At 72.0% G+C, this 18,743-nt stretch carries 14 protein-coding genes and 1 pseudogene; 12 read left to right on the forward strand and 3 right to left on the reverse strand.

Annotation, left to right across the window (positions count from 1 at the left end):
* Positions 1–15 precede the first annotated feature (15 nt).
* Positions 16–339 (forward strand): TadE family type IV pilus minor pilin, encoded by a 324-nt coding sequence (locus ABD747_RS22285; protein WP_344808788.1) that lies wholly within the window; start codon positions 16–18, stop codon positions 337–339.
* Between the two features lie 19 nt (positions 340–358).
* Positions 359–742, forward strand: coding sequence for an Rv3654c family TadE-like protein (locus tag ABD747_RS22290; protein ID WP_344808789.1), 384 nt, complete (start codon positions 359–361; stop codon positions 740–742).
* A gap of 5 nt (positions 743–747) precedes the next feature.
* On the opposite strand, the gene ABD747_RS22295 is transcribed toward ABD747_RS22290, so the two are convergent.
* On the reverse strand, positions 748–1,272 hold the full coding sequence (locus tag ABD747_RS22295; RefSeq protein WP_344808791.1) for a hypothetical protein: 525 nt from the start codon (positions 1,270–1,272) through the stop codon (positions 748–750).
* Positions 1,273–1,306: 34 nt separating this feature from the next.
* A complete protein-coding gene (locus ABD747_RS22300; protein ID WP_344808793.1) occupies positions 1,307–3,640 on the reverse strand; it encodes a DEAD/DEAH box helicase in 2,334 nt (777 codons plus the stop codon).
* A 217-nt stretch (positions 3,641–3,857) separates the two neighbouring features.
* Here ABD747_RS22300 and ABD747_RS22305 point away from each other — a divergent pair, with 217 nt between their 5' ends.
* The 7 genes and pseudogenes from ABD747_RS22305 to ABD747_RS22335 all read left to right on the forward strand — a co-directional run bounded on the left by ABD747_RS22305 (position 3,858) and on the right by ABD747_RS22335 (position 14,035).
* A complete protein-coding gene (locus tag ABD747_RS22305; protein WP_344808795.1) occupies positions 3,858–6,257 on the forward strand; it encodes a sodium-translocating pyrophosphatase in 2,400 nt (799 codons plus the stop codon).
* Positions 6,258–6,536: 279 nt separating this feature from the next.
* Complete coding sequence (locus tag ABD747_RS22310; RefSeq protein WP_344808796.1) at positions 6,537–7,754, forward strand: CPBP family intramembrane glutamic endopeptidase; 1,218 nt, start codon at positions 6,537–6,539, stop codon at positions 7,752–7,754.
* A 6-nt stretch (positions 7,755–7,760) separates the two neighbouring features.
* Complete coding sequence (locus tag ABD747_RS22315) at positions 7,761–8,549, forward strand: DUF4184 family protein (RefSeq protein ID WP_344808798.1); 789 nt, start codon at positions 7,761–7,763, stop codon at positions 8,547–8,549.
* Positions 8,550–8,612: 63 nt separating this feature from the next.
* Positions 8,613–10,514, forward strand: a pseudogene (locus tag ABD747_RS22320) (AMP-binding protein); the annotation flags it as partial.
* A gap of 550 nt (positions 10,515–11,064) precedes the next feature.
* Positions 11,065–12,126, forward strand: a complete 1,062-nt coding sequence (locus ABD747_RS22325) for a FecCD family ABC transporter permease (protein ID WP_344808800.1) — start codon at positions 11,065–11,067, stop codon at positions 12,124–12,126.
* Complete coding sequence (locus tag ABD747_RS22330; protein ID WP_344808802.1) at positions 12,123–13,193, forward strand: FecCD family ABC transporter permease; 1,071 nt, start codon at positions 12,123–12,125, stop codon at positions 13,191–13,193. The genes ABD747_RS22325 and ABD747_RS22330 overlap by 4 nt, the downstream gene beginning before the upstream one ends.
* A 2-nt stretch (positions 13,194–13,195) precedes the next feature.
* Positions 13,196–14,035: an ABC transporter ATP-binding protein gene (locus ABD747_RS22335; RefSeq protein WP_344808804.1), complete on the forward strand. Its 840-nt coding sequence runs from the start codon at positions 13,196–13,198 to the stop codon at positions 14,033–14,035.
* 6 nt (positions 14,036–14,041) lie between these two features.
* On the opposite strand, the gene ABD747_RS22340 is transcribed toward ABD747_RS22335, so the two are convergent.
* On the reverse strand, positions 14,042–14,938 hold the full coding sequence (locus ABD747_RS22340; protein ID WP_344808806.1) for a hypothetical protein: 897 nt from the start codon (positions 14,936–14,938) through the stop codon (positions 14,042–14,044).
* A gap of 145 nt (positions 14,939–15,083) precedes the next feature.
* On the opposite strand from ABD747_RS22340, the gene ABD747_RS22345 reads away from it, so the two are divergent.
* From ABD747_RS22345 to ABD747_RS22355, 3 genes are all read left to right on the forward strand, one after another.
* Positions 15,084–15,653, forward strand: coding sequence for a DinB family protein (locus ABD747_RS22345; RefSeq protein WP_344808808.1), 570 nt, complete (start codon positions 15,084–15,086; stop codon positions 15,651–15,653).
* 103 nt (positions 15,654–15,756) lie between these two features.
* Entirely contained in the window at positions 15,757–17,433 is a 1,677-nt protein-coding gene (locus ABD747_RS22350) for an FHA domain-containing protein (RefSeq protein ID WP_344808810.1), read from the forward strand.
* Positions 17,434–17,476: 43 nt separating this feature from the next.
* Positions 17,477–18,733 (forward strand): RDD family protein, encoded by a 1,257-nt coding sequence (locus ABD747_RS22355; RefSeq protein WP_344808812.1) that lies wholly within the window; start codon positions 17,477–17,479, stop codon positions 18,731–18,733.
* Positions 18,734–18,743: the final 10 nt, after the last annotated feature.

Consider the following 18,743-nt stretch of genomic DNA (forward strand, 5'->3'; position numbering starts at 1 on the left):
CGTCGGGAGCGTGGGATGGTGACGGCCGAGCTGGCCGTCGCCATCACCGGCGCGGTGGCGATGATGCTCCTGCTCTGCTGGGGCGTCTCGATGCTGGTGCTCCAGCTCAGGCTGGTCGACACCGCGGGCGCGGTCGCGAGGCAGGCGGCCCGGGGAGACCGGGCCGGGGTGCAGCGGGCAGAGGCCGCCGCCCCGCGCGGAACGGCCGTACGGATCGCCCGATCGGGTCCGACGACGCGGGTGGCGGCCAGTCTGCGGACGGACCCGTTCGGCATCCTCACCCCGAGTGTTGTGCTCCGGGCCCAGGCGCAAGCGACCAGCGAGCCGGGGGTCGAGTGATGCCTGCGGAGGTCGGGTGATGGCACGGCGAATCAGGTCGGAGCGGGGGGCGGCGACGTTCGTCGTGGTCGCCGTGATGGCGGTGGTGATCAGCCTGGCCATCGCCGGGCTGGTGCTCGGCGGTTATCTGGTTGCCGAGCACCGTGCCCAGCAGGCTGCCGATCTGGCCGCTCTCGGCGGCGCGGTGGAGTTCGAGCGCGGCGGCTCGGTGTGCGCCCGGGCACGGACCGTCGCCGCCGCCAACGGTGGCCGGCTCCTGAGTTGCAGTCAGGTAGGCGACCAGCTCGACTTCGTGGTCACCGCCCGGGTGCGGGTGAGCACCGGATGGTCGAGGCTGGCCGGCCTGCCGGGGCTGCCACGTTCGGTCGAAGCGGTGGCGTACGCGGGAGCGACGTCGTCGTGACGGGTTCAGCGGGGCGGGTCGTCGCGGGTCGCGTCATCGACCTCGGCCAGCAAAGCTTCCCGGTCCGCGGCGGTCGTGGTCGGGCCGTCTCCGGTCTGCCGCGCGCCGGCCGGTGGGATCCCGGCCTGCCCGGTGGCGGACTGCTGCGGAACGACAGGCCCGCTGTCGACCGGCGGTCGGGCGGCCGACGAGCCGGACGCGGTCGAGCCGGACGCGGTCGAGCCGGACGCGGTCGAGCCGGTGGCGGCCGTGCTCGTCGCGGCGGTGGCCTTGGCGTCGGCCTTCGCGGCCTTCTTCAGCGTCTTGAGCTCCTTGCGTCGCGCTCGCTCGCGGCGGACGCCGACGCGCAGCAGCCACAGCGCGACGATCGTGACCAGCATGGTCGCCGCGCCGGTGAAGAAGACGGCCGGCGTCTGCAGCGGGATCTCGAGGCCGAACACGGAGAGGGTCACCGCGACCGGGTTGCTCACCACCACCGCAACGCAGAACAAGATCACGATCGCCAACAGGATCAGTGCGATGGGGATCACCGGTCCAGTATCGCGCTCGCTCCCGGCATCGCGGTCAAACGCCACCGATCTGCAGCAGCAGCGCCGCACCGGATTTGTCCAGCGGCCGTCCGGTGGTGCCGCAGGCCGCCGAGACGATGCAGCCCGGACAGCCGGCCGCGCAGTCACAGCCGCGGAGCAGGTCGGCGGTCGCTCGGAGCCATCGCTCGGCGACGGCAAAGCCGTGCTCGGCGAAGCCGGCGCCGCCGGCCAGTGCGTCGGACAGGATCAGGGTGAGCAACCCGGTGTCGGGATGCCGGACCGCGCTGGCGCCGTTGACGTCCCACGGGTCGCAGCCGGCATACGCCGGCAACAGGCCGAGCCACGCATGCTCGGCGGCATGCGCGGTGGCGTCCAGTCGAGCGAGGCTGATCTCGTCGGGCACGAGGCCGGGGTCGAGGGTGAACCAGACCGCAGTGGTCCGCAGGGTGCGGGTGGGCAGGTCCAGCGGGGTCTGGTCCCAGACCGTCCCGGTCTCCGGGTCGCGGCGCAGGTATCCGGTCACCCGGCTGTGCACCTCCACTTCGCCCAGCGCCGCCCAGCCGGCGCCTACTGCGCGCCGCGCGCGTTCGGCAAGGATGCGGACCTCGGTCTCCCGCCGCGGCGAGGTGAGGTAGCCGGGCTGCGCCGCGCGGACCAGCACCTCAGGCTCGTCGTCCTCGGCCGGGAGACAAAGATAGGTGTCGCCGCGATGGACGTACACCGCGCCCTCGTGGACACACAGGTCGGCGCCGGACTCGTCCACCACGCCGAGCACCCGACCCGTCTGCTGCTCGACGATGTCGAGCCGCCGGCCGGCCGCGCGGAGATCGATCTCCCGGGCGGCTGCGCCGCCGGTGCAGAACCAGCCGTTGGGGCGCCGGCGCAGTGCACCGCCGCGGGCCAGCTCGGCGATCAGACCCGAGGTGGACGGGCCGAAGTAGTGCTCGTCGGAGGTCCCCAACGGCAGCTCCTGGGCGCCGGCCAGCAGGTGCGGGCGCAGGACGTACGGATTGGCGGGGTTGAGCACGGTCGCCTCGACCGGCCGGTCGAGCAGCACCTCGGGATGCTCCACCAGGAATCGGTCGAGCGGATGCCGGCCGGCCACCAGCACCACCAGCGCGTCGGCGTCCCCACGGCCGGCTCGTCCGGCCTGCTGCCAAAAGCTCGACCGGGTCCCGGGATATCCGTCGATCAGCACGGCGTCGAGACCCGCCACATCGATCCCCAGCTCGAGGGCGTTGGTGCTGGCCACGCCACGGATCTCGCCGCTGCGCAGGTCGGACTCGATCGCGCGCCGGTCGGCGGCCAGATAGCCGGCGCGATAGGCCTCGATCCGCGCGGCGGACACGGTCCGCCGCCGGGCGGCCAGGGTGACGGCCTCGGCGGAGCGCCGCGACCGGGTGAAGGCGAGCGTCTGCCGGCCCTCGTCCACGCAGCGGGCGAGCAACTCGGCGGTGAGCTCGTCGGCGTCCCCCGCCGGCTCGACCAGTGCCAGCTCACGGGCGGGCCGCGCCGAATCGTCCCGGTCCACCACGACGATCCGGTCCGCCGGTACGCCGAGCAGCCGGGCCGCGGTCTGCGCCGGCTCCGCGATCGTCGCCGCTGCCAGCACGAACACCGGGTCGGCGCCGTAGTAGTGGGCCAGCCGGCGGAGCCGGGCCAGCACGGCCGCGACCTGGGCCCCGAAGACACCGCGATAACGGTGCGCCTCGTCGACGACGACATATCGCAGCCCGCGCAGCAACGGCGCCCACCGCCGATGCTGGGGGAGAACGGAGTGGTGCAGCATGTCCGGGTTCGACACGACGTACGTCCCCCAGTCGCGGACCCAGTCCCGCGCCGCCGGCTCGGTGTCGCCGTCGAGGGTCGCGATCCGCCACCCCCGCGGACCGAGCGCGCGGGCCGCGCGGAACTGGTCGTGGGCCAGCGCCTTGGTCGGCGACAGATAGAGCGCAGTGTGCGGACGGGGACCGACCGGGCCGAGGTCGAGCCGGTCGAGCGGGTCGCGCGCGGGCGGCCGATCGCCTGGCGGCCGCGGTCCGACGCTGTCCGCACCGCCGTACGTCGCCGCCAGCACCGGCAGCAGGAAGCCGAGCGACTTGCCGGACGCGGTCCCGGTGGCGAGGATGACGTGCCGGCCTGCGACGGCCGCCTCCGCCGCCTCGACCTGGTGTCGCCACGGGGCGGCGATGCCCGCGGCCGCGAGCCCGGTCACGATCTCGGCGGGCACCCACGACGGCCAGTCGGCGGTGTGGCCGGACCGCGCGGGCCAGGAGAACCGGCGCACCCGGTGCCCCGCGGTCGTCAGGTGGGCAGCGAGCGCATCGACGGACCCCACGCGGGGGGTCGGCTCCGCGCGCACAGTCACGATTGCAGCCTGCCACGATGGTCGGACAGCGCGGCCGGGCGATCGACGCAAACTTGGTACGGACATGCACCGGACCAGGGCAGATCCAGATCGGCGAGCGCGAATTGTAGAGCGAAGTCAGCGGGGCTGTACATAACTGTCTGTGAGTCTGGCTAGACTCACGCCCTGGCGCGCCCCGAAAGTCGTGAGGCCGCAGCTTGTCTTGAGAGGACAATGGATGTCCCAGGTTCCAACCCTGTCGATATATCCGATGGCAGTCGAACTGTCCGGAAAGAACCTCACCTTCGTCGCGGTCGTCGGAGTCATCGCCGTGCTGGCGCTGGTGATGGCGTTCTACTTCCGACGCGAGGTGCTGGCCGCCAGTGACGGCACGGAGAACATGCGGCTGATCGCGCAGGGCGTACAGGAGGGCGCGAGCGCCTACCTCGGCCGCCAGTTCCGGACGCTCGCCGTGTTCGCGGTGGCGGCGTTCGTGCTGTTGCTGTTCCTGCCGGCACACGGCGACGGCGGCTTCGGCACGTGGACGCTGCGGATCGCGCGCTCGGTGGCATTCCTGGCCGGCGCGGTATTCTCCGGCCTGATCGGCTATCTCGGCATGTGGCTCGCGGTCCGCGCCAACGTGCGCGTCGCGGCCGCGGCTCGCGACGCCGGTCGCGACCCGGCGATGAAGATCGCCTTCCGCACCGGTGCCCACGTCGGCATGGCCACCGTCGGCCTCGGTCTGCTCGGTGCCTCGATCGTGGTCCTCATCTTCAAGAGCGACGCGCCGACCATCCTGGAGGGCTTCGGCTTCGGTGCCGCCATGCTCGCCATGTTCATGCGTGTCGGCGGCGGCATCTTCACCAAGGCGGCCGACGTCGGTGCCGACCTGGTCGGCAAGGTCGAGCAGAACATCCCCGAGGACGATCCGCGCAACGCGGCGACGATCGCCGACAACGTCGGCGACAACGTGGGTGACTGCGCGGGCATGGCGGCCGACCTGTTCGAGTCCTACGCGGTGACCCTGGTCGCGTCGCTCATCCTCGGCAAGGCCGCCTTCGGCGCGTACGGCCTGGTCTTCCCCCTGATCGTGCCCGCCATCGGCGTGATCACCGCGATCATCGGCATCTTCTTGACGAAGCCGCGCGCGGGCGAGAACGGCCTGCGCACGATCAACCGCTCGTTCTATCTGTCGGCCGCGATCTCGGCCGTGCTCTGTGCCATCGCGGCGTTCGCGTTCCTGCCGTCCCGGTTCGCTGACCTCGGGTTGCGTCCCGACGAGGTGAACTTCAGCGGCCCGATCGACGACCCGCGGATCGTGGCGATCGGCTCGGTGATCATCGGCATCGTCCTGGCGATCATCATCTTGTCGCTGACGGGCCGCTACACCGGCACCGAGCATCGGGCGGTGCAGGACGTGGCGAAGACCTCGCTCACCGGGGCGGCCACCGTTGTGTTGTCGGGCATCTCGGTCGGCCTGGAGTCCGCGGTCTATACCGCGGTCGTCATCGGGGCCGCCGTGCTGGGGGCGTATGTCCTCGGTGGCGCCGGCGTGATCTCGCTGTTCGCGATCGCGCTCGCCGGCTGCGGGTTGCTCACCACGGTCGGCGTGATCGTGGCGATGGACACCTTCGGCCCGGTCTCCGACAACGCCCAGGGAATCGCCGAGATGTCGGGCGACGTGCACGGCGAGGGCGCGCAGATCCTCACCGAGCTGGACGCGGTCGGCAACACCACGAAGGCGATCACCAAGGGCATCGCGATCTCGACCGCGGTGCTGGCCGCGACGGCCCTGTTCGGCTCCTACACCGACGCCATCCGGACCGTGCTGGTGCAGAACTACAACGCCTTCGAGTTGCAGGCAGTCGTGTTCGCCCCACCGACCCTGGTCGGCATCATCCTCGGCGCTTCCGTGGTGTTCCTGTTCTCCGGGCTGGCCATCAGCGCGGTGGGTCGGGCCGCCGGCGCGGTGGTGTACGAGGTGCGCCGGCAGTTCCGCGAGATCCCTGGCATCATGGAAGGCACGACCAAGCCCGAGTACGGCCGCGTCGTCGACATCGTCACCCGGGACTCGCTGCGTGAGCTGGCCACGCCCGGTCTACTGGCGCTCTTCGCACCGATCGCGGTCGGCTTCGGGCTCGGCGCACCGGCACTGGCCGGCTATCTGGCCGGTGCGATCGCCACCGGCACCTTGATGGCGGTCTTCCTGGCCAACTCCGGTGGGTCGTGGGACAACGCCAAGAAGCTCGTCGAGGACGGCAACCACGGCGGCAAGGGCTCCGAGGCTCACGCCGCGACCGTCATCGGCGACACGGTCGGCGACCCGTTCAAGGACACCGCAGGTCCGGCCATCAACCCGCTGATCAAGGTGATGAACCTGGTCGCGGTGCTGATCGCGCCGGCGGTGGTGGCGCTGTCCCCGCTCAGCTCGACCCCGTCGGGCTGGCGCTACGCCATCGCCCTGGCGGCGCTCGCCATCGTGGTCGGTGCCGTGATCGTCAGCACCCGCCGTCAGGTCGGCATCGGCGAGGGGCCGAGCGAGCCGCCGGCGGGCCCGCAGCTGACCACCGGCGAGACGCAGGCTCCGCAGACCCACTCGGTGCCGCAGAGCGAGCAGCAGGCCAACCGGGCCGGCTGACCAGCAGCCCGAAGCGCCACCCAGCCGTTCGCCGTTCCGGCGGGCGGCTGGTTGCTTCTCCGGTGTCCGGCGCCGGCCGAACGGGTTGCAGCGGGTCGGTCGCCGGTGCGGGTCGGGTGCTTCACACCCCTGGCTGCCGCTCCACACCGCGGGTGGAGGGTGCGAGGCAGCGGTCGGGGTGTGAGGCGGGGCGCCGGCCGGCCCCGGGCGCGGACTCGTCGCGATTCCGGCACGAGCCTGAGCCGAGGAGTTGGGCCGACCGGTCAGAATGACAGCACCATGAGCGACACGTACCCACCGCCGATCGATCCGGACGACCCGGTCGGCGCGCCGTACTGGTCTCCGATCCCTCAGCAGCCGGTGTCCTACCCGCCGGTGCCGGGCGCGCCGCCGCCGGTGTCCACCGGGTACGCGCCGGTGCCCGCCGGGTACGAGCCCGTGCCGGCCGGGTACGCGCCCGTGCCCGCCGGATACGCGCCGGCGCCGGCCGGGTACGCGCCCGCGCCGATCGCGTCCCCGCTGACCGAAGGCGCCATGCCGGACGGCGAGCGGACGTACCCGCAAATGCTGCGCGGACCGCGCCGGCGCTGGTGGCGCCCGCTGCTCTCGCTGCTGCTGGCCGGTGTGATCGCCATCGCGGCCCAAGTGCTGGCAGTGATCCCGTTCCTGGCCTTCGGCCTGATCGCGACCGGCGGCCGGGACTATCCACAGTGGCTCGAGCGCGAGTTCACCAAGCTGGCGTCCATGCAGATCGACGCCGCCGGGTTCTTCTACACCAACCTCGGGCTGATCGCGCTCATCCCGGCCGCCGGCCTGTCGATCTGGGCCGTCCACCACATCCGGCCCAAGTTCGTCAGCTCGGTCGCGGGAGGGTTTCGCTGGCGCTGGTTGCTGCGCTGCCTGATCGTCGTCGTCCCGGTCTGGGTGCTGTACATCGGCTCCAATCTGCTGCTCGAACAGCCGGCGAACTCCGATCGTCCGGCCGAGTGGGTCCTGCTGCTCGTCCTGGTCGTCGTGATGACGCCGTTCCAAGCCGCCGGCGAGGAGTACTTCTTCCGGGGCTGGATCCTGCAGAACGTCGGCTCCTGGTTCCCCCGGCCGGTGCTCAGCCTGATCGGCGGCACGATCGTGTCGGTCGTCGCGTTCAGCGCCGCCCACGGCAGCCCGGATCCGTGGATCCTGGCGAGCCTGGCGATCTTCGCTCTCTCCTGCTGCCTGCTCACGTGGCGGACCGGCGGGCTGGAGGCGGCGATCGCGGTTCACGCCGTGAACAACATCGCCGCGTTCTTCGCGGTGATCAGCTTCGGCGGTTGGGACCAGGCGTTCATCGGTGCCGACTCCAAGGGCAGCCCCGGTCAGTTCGCCGTGGACGCGGCCGTACAGGTGGTTGCCTTCGCGCTGCTGTGGTGGCAGGCCGGCCGGGCGAAGATCGTCACGACCTACCGTCCGGCCGGGCCCGGCGCGGCGACGGCTCCCGCGCTGCCGGTCGCGAACTGACCCGCCATGCCCTTCACTCCCGCCCACGTCGCGGCGATCCTGCCGTTCACCGTCGGCCGTCCCGGACGCTGGCTGGTGCCGGCCGCGCTGGCCATCGGCGCGATGATCCCGGACCTGCCGTACTTCTTGCCGGCGCCCGCTCGGACCTCGGAGGTCTCGCACGCCTGGTACGGCCCGATCACTCTCGACCTGATCAACGGCATCGGGCTGTGGATCGCCTGGGAGCTCCTGCTCCGGGTGCCGCTGGCGGACGCTTCCCCGGCGTGGCTGCGGTTGCGGCTGCCGCCCCGGACCCCGCTGGACCCCGGACGGTGTGTCGCGGCCGGGGTCTCCGTCCTGATCGGTGCGGCCAGCCACGTGCTGTGGGACGCGTTCACCCACGCGGATCGCTGGGGCACGACCCGGATGCCGGCGCTGAACGACGTGGTCGGCGGTCTTCCGGTGTACAAGTGGCTCCAATTCGGCAGCGGACTGCTCGGCATGCTGGTGCTGGCGGTCTGGTTCGGCTGGTGGCTGCGGCGCACGCCCCGGCGCGACGACCCGTCGCCGGACCCCGCCGCCGACCGGCGTCGCCGGCTCGCCTGGGGGCTGCTCGGCGCGGTGGTGCTGGTTGCCCCGCCGGTGATCTGGGCGACCGCGGCCGAGGGGTCGTTGGAGCGGACCGCCTTCCTCACCGTGACCCGCAGCATCGGCGTCGTCGCCATCGCGCTGATCCTGCTCTGCCTGGTCTGGCCCAACCCGAAGCCGGCGGCCCCGGCTGCACCCGCGCCGACCGCGAAGGCCGATCAGCCCTGACGGGCGCCCGCGTTCGGGTGCGAGGATGCGAAGCAGAGCCGATCCAGCACCACGCAGCGCCGAGGAGAAGAGCCGATGGGGGCCTACGCCGAGGAGTACGCACGCAGCATCGCCGATCGCGAGGCGTTCTGGGCCGAACAGGCGGCGGCGATCGACTGGTTCCGTCCGCCGCAGCGGGTGCTCGACGCCGACCGAGCACCCATCTATCGATGGTTTCGCGGCGGCCGGCTGAACACCTGCTACAACGCGCTCGACCGGCACGTGATCAGCGGTGCGGCCGATCGGCCCGCGCTGGTCTTCCACTCCGCGATCACCGGGCAACGCCGCACGTACACCTATGCGGAGCTGCTGGAGAGGGTCGCCCAGTTCGGCGGCGCCCTGATCCAGCTCGGGATCCGGCCGGGGGACCGGGTGGTGATCTACATGCCGATGGTGCCGGAAGCGGTGATCGCCATGCTCGCCTGCGCCCGGGTCGGCGCGGTGCACTCGGTGGTCTTCGGCGGCTTCGCGCCGGCAGAGCTGGCCAGCCGGATCGACGACGCCCGGCCGAAGCTGATCGTGTCTGCGTCTTGCGGGCTGGAGGGCGCGAAGACGATCGCGTACCACCCGATGCTGGAGGCGGCCCTGGCCCGCAGCGCGCATCAGCCGGAGCACTGCATCGTCTTCCAACGCGAGCAGCTGCGCGCCGACCTGGTCGAGCCGCGCGACATCGACTTCGCCCCGCTGATGCGACCCGGCGCGTTCGAACCCGCCAGCTGCGCCGAGGTCGAGGCGACCGACCCGCTCTACATCCTCTACACCTCCGGCACCACGGGAAAGCCGAAGGGCATCGTCCGCGACCAGGGCGGCCATGCGGTGGCGCTGGCCTACTCGATGCGCGCGATCTATGACATCGGGCCGGGCGAGGTCATGTTCACCGCCAGCGACATCGGCTGGGTCGTCGGCCACTCCTACATCGTCTATGCCCCGTTGCTGGTCGGCGCGACCACGATCCTGTACGAGGGCAAGCCGGTCGGCACGCCCGACGCGGCCGCGTTCTGGCGGGTGGTTGCCGAACACCGGGTGAAGACCATGTTCACCGCGCCGACCGCGATCCGCGCGATCCGCAAGGTCGATCCGGACGGTGCGCTGATGGCCGACCACGACATGACCAGCCTCCGGACGCTGTTCCTCGCCGGTGAGCGGCTGGACCCCGACACCTACGCCTGGGCGGGGGAGAAGCTCGCCGTTCCGGTGGTGGACCACTGGTGGCAGACCGAGACCGGCTGGCCGATCGCCGCGAACCCGCGCGGAGTCGAGGAGCTGCCGATCAAGGCCGGCTCACCGAGCATGCCGGTGCCCGGCTACGAGGTGGTCGTCCTGGACGGCAGCGGCGACGCCGTACCGACCGGGACCGACGGTGCCATCTGCGTCCGGCTGCCGCTGCCGCCGGGGACGTTGGCCACCGTCTGGGGCGACGACCAGCGGTTCGTCGACGGCTACCTGACCACATTCGACGGTCACTACCTGACCGGGGACGGCGGGTATCTCGACGAGGACGGGTACGTGTTCGTGATGGGCCGGACCGACGACGTGATCAATGTCGCTGGTCACCGGCTGTCGACGGGGTCGATGGAGGCGGTGCTGGCCTCGCATCCGGCGGTGGCCGAGTGCGCCGTGATCGGGGTCGCCGACGAGCTGAAGGGCCAGCTGCCGCGCGGGCTGGTGGTGGTCAAGGCCGGCATCGACACGCCACCCGACGAGATCGCCGCCGAACTGGTCGCGCTGGTCCGCGACGAGATCGGCGCGGTCGCCGCGCTGCGCCGGATCGACATCGTCGCCGCGCTGCCGAAGACCCGGTCCGGCAAGATCCTGCGCAAGACCATGCGCGAGATCGCCGACGGGTTGCCGGGGGCCGTACCCTCCACGATCGAGGACCCCGCCGTCGTGGAGGACCTGCGGCCGATCCTTCAGCCCGGCGCCTGATCTGAAAACCCCGCCGCGGCGGGAAACTCGGCCCCGGACTGGGCGCGAGGCCCCCGAAAATCCCGCCGCGGCGAGATTCTCGGGTTCGGACCGGGCGACGTGGCCCGAACCCCGCCGTGGCCGGAATCTGGGCTCAGATCGGGCGAGGTAGACCCCGAAAATCCCGCCATGGCCGGATTCGGTTCAGAACCGCGCGTGGTGAGGAGCCCCGAACTCCCGCCGCGGCGGGAATTGCGGTCCCGGACCCCGCCAGTGGACCCCAAGAATCCGACCGCGGCGGGAAATGCGGGCCCGGACCGGGCGAGTGGACCCCAAGAACCCCGCCGTGGCCGGATATTTCGGACCCGGGCGGACGTGGGACCCCGAAAATCCCGCCGCGGCGGGAAATTCGGCGCCAATCGTGCGAGTGAGGCCCCAAGAACCCCGCCGCGGCCGGAAATTGGGCTCGGACCCCGGCCGGGTGAGTGGCCCTCTAACCCGGCCACGGCCGGAGTCTTGGCGCAGAACGCACGGGTTGGGGAGCCCTTCGAAATCAGGTTAGGCTGCCCTTATGAGTGTGGCGGCGGCTCCGCATACCCGGGCCGAGAGCCGGGAGATGCGGGTACGTCCCACCCGGGCCCCGGTGCGCGTCGCGGGCCTGTTCGGCGCGGCGGCGGCCCTGCTGGTGCTCTGCTTCCTGAGCCTGGCGATCGGCACCCGGGACGTCCCGCTGCACACGGTCTGGCAGGCGCTGACCGACTACGACCCCGCCAGCACCGACCAGATCGTCGTGGTCGAGCTGCGGGTGCCACGGACGATCCTCGGCCTGCTCGTAGGCGCGGCGCTGGGCCTCGCCGGTGCGGTGATGCAGGGGGTCACCCGCAACCCGCTGGCCGATCCCGGCATCCTCGGCGTCAACGCCGGCGCGGCGCTGTTCGTCGTGCTGGCGATCTCGTTTCTCGGCGTCGGCTCGATCCTCGGCTACGTCTGGTTCGCCTTCCTCGGCGCCGCGATCGCGTCGGTCGTGGTCTACAGCATCGCCTCGCTTGGCCGCGACGGCGCGACACCGGTCAAGCTCGCCTTGGCCGGTGCGGCGCTGAGCGCGGCGTTCAGCTCGGTCACCACGGCGTTCCTGCTGTTGGACCAGGCGACCTTCGACCAGTTCCGGTTCTGGCAGGTCGGCTCGCTCTCGGGCCGGGACATGAGCGTCGTCGTCCGGGTCGCGCCCTTCCTTCTGGTGGGCTGTGCTCTGGCCCTGCTGTTGGGCCGGGTGCTCAACACGCTCTCGCTCGGCGAGGACGTCGCGCGCGGCCTGGGCGCCAACGTCGCGTTCTCCCGGGCCGTGTCGGCGCTCGCCGTGGTGCTGCTCTGCGGCGCGGCGACCGCCGCCTGCGGCCCGATCGGCTTCATCGGCCTGACCATCCCGCACGTCGCCCGGATGATCGTCGGGCCGGACTATCGCTGGGCGCTGCCGTACTCCATGCTGCTCGCGCCCATCCTGCTGCTGGCGGCCGACATCATCGGCCGGGTTGTCGCCCGCCCCGGCGAACTGCAGGTCGCGATCGTCACCGCCGTGATCGGCGCGCCGGTGTTCATCGCTCTGGTCCGCCGCAAGAAGTTGGCCGAGCTGTGACCGCGACGATCGACCGGCCGGCCGCAATCCCGGCCACGGCGCCGGGAGTCGACTCCGTCCGCCGCGTGCGGCTCGGTCTGCGCCGCAGGACGATCATGGTGAGCCTCGCGTTCGCGGCCGTCCTGATCGGGCTGTTCCTGGCGGCTCTGGTGATCGGCGACTTCCCGCTGACCGTCAAGCAGGTGATCTATTCGCTGACCGGGCGCGGCACCCGAGCGAGCGACTTCATCGTGTACGAGCTCCGCCTGCCCCGGGCTGTCACCGGGATCGCGGTCGGTGCCTGCTTCGGCCTGTCCGGCGCCATCTTCCAGTCGATGATGCGCAACCCGCTGGCCAGCCCCGACATCATCGGCATCACCGCCGGCGCCAGCGCCGCCGCGGTGGTGGCGATCCTGATGCTCGGTCTGGGCGGGTTCGCGGTCTCGGCATTCTCGTTCGTCGGGGCTCTGGTCACCGCGCTGCTGATCTATGCCCTCGCCTGGCGGCAGGGGGTCGCCGGCTATCGGCTGATCCTGGTCGGCATCGGGATCGGGGCGATGATGGCCGCCGTCATCGACTACCTGATGACCCGGGCCTCGGTCTGGGACGCCCAGGTCGCCCTTCAATGGCTGACCGGCAGCCTCAACGGCACGTCCGACACGACCATGCGCACCCTGCTGACCTTGATGGTCGTACTCGTTCCGCTGACGCTGTGGGCACGCTCGGCGCTCTCGGGGCTGCAACTCGGCGACGACACCGCGGCGGGCCTCGGCGTGCGGGTCGAGCGGTCCCGGCTGCTGCTGGTCGTGTTCGGCGTCGGCCTCGCGTCGATCGCCACCGCCGCGGCAGGGCCGATCGGGTTCGTCGCCTTCCTCTCCGGCCCGATCGCGCGGCGGCTGACCCACGGCACCGGAATCGCGCTCGTCCCGGCGGCCCTGGTCGGGTCCCTGGTGGTGCTGTCCGCCGACTTCGTCGGACAGCACCTGCTGCCGGTCCAGCTTCCGGTGGGCATCCTGACGGCCTGCATCGGCGCTCCCTACCTGCTCTATCTGCTCGTGGTCTCGAACAAGATCGGTCAAGGAGGCTGACCATGGTGCTCCAGGACACGCCCGTCCAGCGGCACACCCTATCGGCGGTGGAGCTCGGGCTCGGCTACGGCGATCGGCAGATCGTCAGCGATCTCGACGTCGAGATCCCGACCGGCAAGGTGAGCGTGATCATCGGTGCGAACGGGTGCGGCAAGTCCACCCTGCTCCGTGGCCTGGCCCGGCTGCTCAGCCCGACCAGCGGGACGGTGCTGCTGGACGGCAAGAGCATCCACAGCTGGCAGACCAAAGACGTCGCGAAGGTGATGGGCCTGCTGCCACAGTCGCCGCTGGCGCCCGAGGGGATCACCGTTGCCGACCTGGTCGGCCGTGGCCGCTATCCCCACCAGGGCTGGTTCCGGCAGTGGTCCGCCGCCGACGACCGGGCCGTCGCCGACGCGCTCACCGCGACCGACACGCTCGACCTGGCCGCCCGGCCGATCGAGGAGATGAGCGGCGGGCAGCGGCAGCGGGTCTGGATCGCGATGGCGCTGGCCCAGGAGACGGATCTGCTCCTGCTCGACGAGCCGACGACCTACCTGGATCTGACCCATCAGGTCGAGGTGCTCGATCTCCTCACCGATCTCAACCGCCGGCGCGGGACCACGATCGTGATCGTCATGCACGACCTCAACCTGGCCTGCCGCTACGCCGACCATCTGATCACTATGTCCGACGGGCGGATCAGCGGTCAGGGCACGCCCGGCGAGGTGATCACGGCCGACACCATGCGGGAGGTGTTCGCGATGAACGCGGTCATCATCACCGACCCGGTCTCCAACACCCCGACGGTGATCCCGATCGGCCGCTATCACTGCGCCGAGCCCGACGACCTCGCGTCCTGACGGTCCTCAGCGCGGTGCCAGCACCCTCGTCGCGTAGCCGGTCAGCAGCGGCCCGACGGCGGACCACGGCACCGCGTACTGGCGCAACCCGCGGCTACCCAGCTGCCCGTCGGCGAAGGTGAAGACCATGCCGGTCCGGTCGCTCTGCCAGTTGGCCCAGTTGGCGGCCGTCGCGCTCAGCCCTGATCGGTCGATCGTCGAGGACTGCTCGCCGGCTGCGGCGAGGATCTGACCGCGAAGTTCCCCGTACGCCGCGGTGGGGTGCGCGAACACCTGGTCCAGCGTGATCGGGCGACGTCGGGCCACGTCGACGACGGTCGTCGTCACGTAGTCGGCGGGGTGAGCGGTGCCGCTGAGGTAGTCGCCGTAGATCACCCGCACCTGGACCGTACGTCCGTCGTTGGTGACCACCGTGCCCTCGCCGTCCAGCCGGCGCTTGATCCCGTGGTCTCGGCGACCCTCGCGCCGGGCCCGCTGGATCGGACCGGCCACGGCCGCGCGGACGCGCTTGTTCACCTCGGCGGCGACCGGTGCACCGGAGAACTCCGGCACCCGGACGCGCCAGGACACCCTGCCCGACGACCCGCTGATGATCACCATCCGGGCGCGCAGGCCGTTCGGGCGGGGGCGGGACGAGGAACTCGGCCCCGGCTCGCTGGTCGCAACGGTCGGCAGGCTCGGTGACGGCAGGCTGGGTACCGGCAACTCGGCGCTGATCGACGTCTGCGGCGCGACGCTGGTCGGGGCGGACGAGACCGAGGGGGCCGTCTCGTCGTCGCCGCCGTCCGCGGGAGCGCCGGCCGTCGCTACGCAGCCGCTCGCCGCCAGTCCGAGCGCCAGCCCCGCCGCCAGCCCGGCAGCGCCGGTACGCCGGTCGCGGCTTGCCTTCCCAGGGTTCGTCATCTACTCCGCTCCGGCCGCCGAGGAGTCCGGTCCGACTCCAGCACGAACAGTAATCTCGGCGCGCTGACGGCGAGGACGGCGCGAAAAACTGTCGGCGGCTGCTGCCAGGGTTGACCCGACGTACTCTCCGGGGAAGGACGAGACCATGCCGGGAAACCCGCCGCCGACCAGCACCGAGCCCGAAGCTTTGCTGGCCTATCTGATCCAGCAGCGCGACGGCCTGAAATACGCGGCCTTCGGCCTCACCGACGACCAGTTGCGCGCCACGCCCACCCGCAGCGCGCTCAGTATCGGCGGGCTGATGAAACACGCCGCCTTCACCGAACGCGGCTGGATTCACATCCTGCAGGGTCGGCCGAGCATGGGCGAGGATGCCTACACGGACTCGTTCGCGCTGACCGAGGCGGACACCGTCGATTCGCTGACCGGCCAGCTCGATGCGGTGGGGGAGGAGACGGCAGCGGCCGTGGCAGCGCTGGACGACCTGGCGGTCCGGGTCCAGTTGCCGCCCGCTCCGTGGTATCCGCGAAATCCCGACGGCTATCAGGCGCGCTGGATCCTGCTGCACCTGGTCGAGGAGCTGGCCCGGCACGCCGGGCACGCCGACATCATCCGCGAGCACATCGACGGTGCGACGATGTATGAGCTGATGGCCGGTGCGGAAGGATGGCCGGAGACCGAGTGGATCAAGCCGTGGCGTCCCCGGGCGGGCTGACCTGGCACCCGATCGGGGAGCCGAGTCCCGGTAGGCGCTGTCCCGCGGCGACGCGGCGCTATATCGTCGTGAGTCAGTTCCCGTCAGGAAGGTCGGTGTGCTCATGGCCCAGCCAGGCGTCGTCGCGCCCTGGCGCGCGACGTACGTCCCCGGCGACTGGTATCTGATCGCCGGCCCGACCTCGATGGTCGTGCTCGAGCCCGGATCCGGTCGCGCGGAGATGATCGCCGATCTGTGGTCCGATGTCGTCGCGTCGGCGTCGATGAGCGACCTGGTGGACCGGCTGGCGGGCTACGGCATCACCGAGTTGCCCGACCTGGCCGTCGTGTTCTGGTCTCAGGCGGGGATGCGTACGCTCGTGCGCGGCGGTATCCAGCTGATCGACCCCGACTCGAGCCAGCCGCTCGCCAGCGGCGAGGGCATCGTGACCTGGAACGAGGTGGGTCTCGGGCACGTCACCAACGTCCGGCTCGGACTCCGCGGTCAGACCCCGAACGGGGAGCTGCTGCCGTTGTCGGTGGGGGTGGTCCGGGTCGGCGCGGTCTCCGTCAGCGCGGACGAGGACGCCGTCGTCCGCTCGCCGCAACCGCTGCTGCGAAGCGCCCCGGCCGTGGTCGGCGGGACCGCGAGTGCCGGGACCGCGAGTGCCGGGACCGCGAGTGCCGGAGCCGCGAGTGCCGGAGCCGCGGGAGCCGCGGGAGCCGGAGCCGCGGGAGCCGGAGCCGCGAGTGCCGGTGCCGCGACGACAGGCGCGGCATCCGAGCCGGCAGCCGCTGGGGCGGGGCCCGACGATGCGCCGGCCGCCGAGGCGGGCCTCGCGGCCGACTCCGCGGTGACGGCGCCGGACGAGGCCGTTGTCGAGTCCGGGGAGTCCGACCAGTCCGAGACGCCGGCCGGGTCGGGGCAGACCGGGTCGGGGCAGACCGGGTCGGGGCAGACCGGGAGACGTCCGGACCTCGCGGAGGACGACACCGGCCCGGACTTTCCTCCACTCGAATCGGAGCGCAGCGACGAGTCGGCGCAGACCGGCGCCTCTCCCGGGTTCGGCCTGGACAGCCCATGGGGACCGCAGCCCGGACCGGTGGGCGCCGCGGCAGCCGTCGGCGCGTCCGGTGCGTCTGCCTTCGCCCCGCCGGGCGGGGTGGGCGGGTCGACCGCGGGCGCGCCTCAGTTCAGCGTCGAGCAGTTCGAGATGGAGAACGACGACACGCAGCTGATGGGGAGTGCCGAGGCCGAGGGGGCGCTGTCGACGGGCGGCCCGGGTGGCGGTGACCAGGGCAGGCCAGGCCAGGGCAGGCCGGACCAGGGTCGGGGCGGCCCGTTGGTCGAAGCCGTCCGGTGCCCCAACGGCCATCCGAACGCGCCGGGTAGCTCGGTCTGCCGGGTGTGCCGCTCGCCGATCACGCCGGGTCCACCGCAGTTGATCCCGGCTCCACTCCTGGCTCGGCTGCGGGCGGCCGACGGGACGGTGGTGGACCTCGATCGCGCCGTCCTGCTCGGCCGCGCACCGAGCGAACAGCGCTCGACCGCCCCACTGCCGCGCCTGGTCGCGCTGGCCAGCCCGGCGCAGGACATCAGCCGGACGCATCTGCAGGTGGTGCCCGAGAACTGGCAGGTCGTGGTCACCGACCTCCACTCCACCAACGGCACATTCGTGACCGATCCCGGTCCGAACGGCAATCGGGGACTGCTTCCGCCGGGACAACCGATACCCGTACCGATCGGAGCCACCCTCGAGCTCGGTGAGGGCGTGACGATCACCGTCGAGGCGGTCGACTGACCCGGAGCCCGGTTCGGGGACACGGAGGGGGACGAGGAGCCTGATGGCAGACCAAGCCGCACCGGCACGCATCGCCGGGCTGCCGCCCGGCGTCGCGCCGGGTCCGCTCGGCACCCGGTTCGTCGCCTATCTGATCGACAACGTCGTCCCGGTGGTGATCTCGCTGCTGGGCGGTGTGGTGATCCTCCGCACGAACCTGGCGCCGACGGCCGTCGGGTGGGTGACGTTCGTCCTCCTCCTCGGCTGGGCCGTCCTGGTGTGGTGGATGTTCGCTGTCCGGGGTGCCGGTCCCGGGATGCGCCTGATGCACCTCGAACTCGTCGGCCTGTCCAACGGACGCCCGATCGGCTGGGGGCGTTTCCTGCTCCGCCAACTGATCCTGACCGGTCTGGCCCTGACGGGGATCGGGCTGTTGCTGATGGTGATCTTCCTGGTCCGCCAGCCGCGGCGGCAGGGCTGGCACGATCTCGCGGTGAACTCGGTCGTCATTCGCGAGCGCCAGGGCGCTCGGCTGCGCGGCCAGGCCCGCCACGCCATGCCGGCCAAGCCGGAGAGGGACGCGGCGGCGAGCGGCTATCCGACCCCGCCGGTTTCGGCCCAGCCGCCGCAGCCGGCACCGCCGGCACCGACCCCACCGCCGCAGGTCATGTCGCCGCTTGCCCCGCCGCCCCTGACGCCGCCCTCGCTGACGCCGCCCTCACTGACGCCGCCGCCCTCGCTGACGCCGCCGCCGCCAGGGGCACCCCCGAGCCGGCCGCCGGCGCGACAGGCAGAGCCGTCGCCACCGCCGGCCGGTGTGGCGGTCTCGCCGACCGGGCCGACCCGGCCGGGCGCGTACGTCCCCGCCGCACCTCTCGGCGGCGGCAAGCAGCCACCGATCCAGTCGCCGGATCGTCCGTGGTCACAGGGGTCCGCTGCGCCGCCCGCGACCGGCGCCGCGGCCGGTGCGCAGGAGGCGAGCGGTGGGCGCTGGCGCTGGCGTGCGGTGCTGGACGACGGCCGCGAGCTGGAGATCGAGGGGCTCGTGCTGCTCGGCCGCAACCCGCAGCCGCGCCCCGGCGAGGAGCACGCGGCCCTGATCAAGATCGCCGACACCACGCGTACGGTCTCGAAGTCCCACCTGGAGCTCGGGATCGGCAGTGCCGGCCTCTACGTCGTCGATCGCGGCTCGACCAACGGATCCACCGTCACCACGGTCAGCGGAGTGTCCCGCCGGTGCGCACCCGGCGAGGCGATCACGGTCGAGCCCGGCAGCATCGTCTCGTTCGGCGACCACTGGCTGGAGATCCGCCGCGACTGACCCGACGATG

Source organism: Microlunatus ginsengisoli, assembly GCF_039537205.1.
Lineage (GTDB): Bacteria > Actinomycetota > Actinomycetes > Propionibacteriales > Propionibacteriaceae > Microlunatus > Microlunatus ginsengisoli.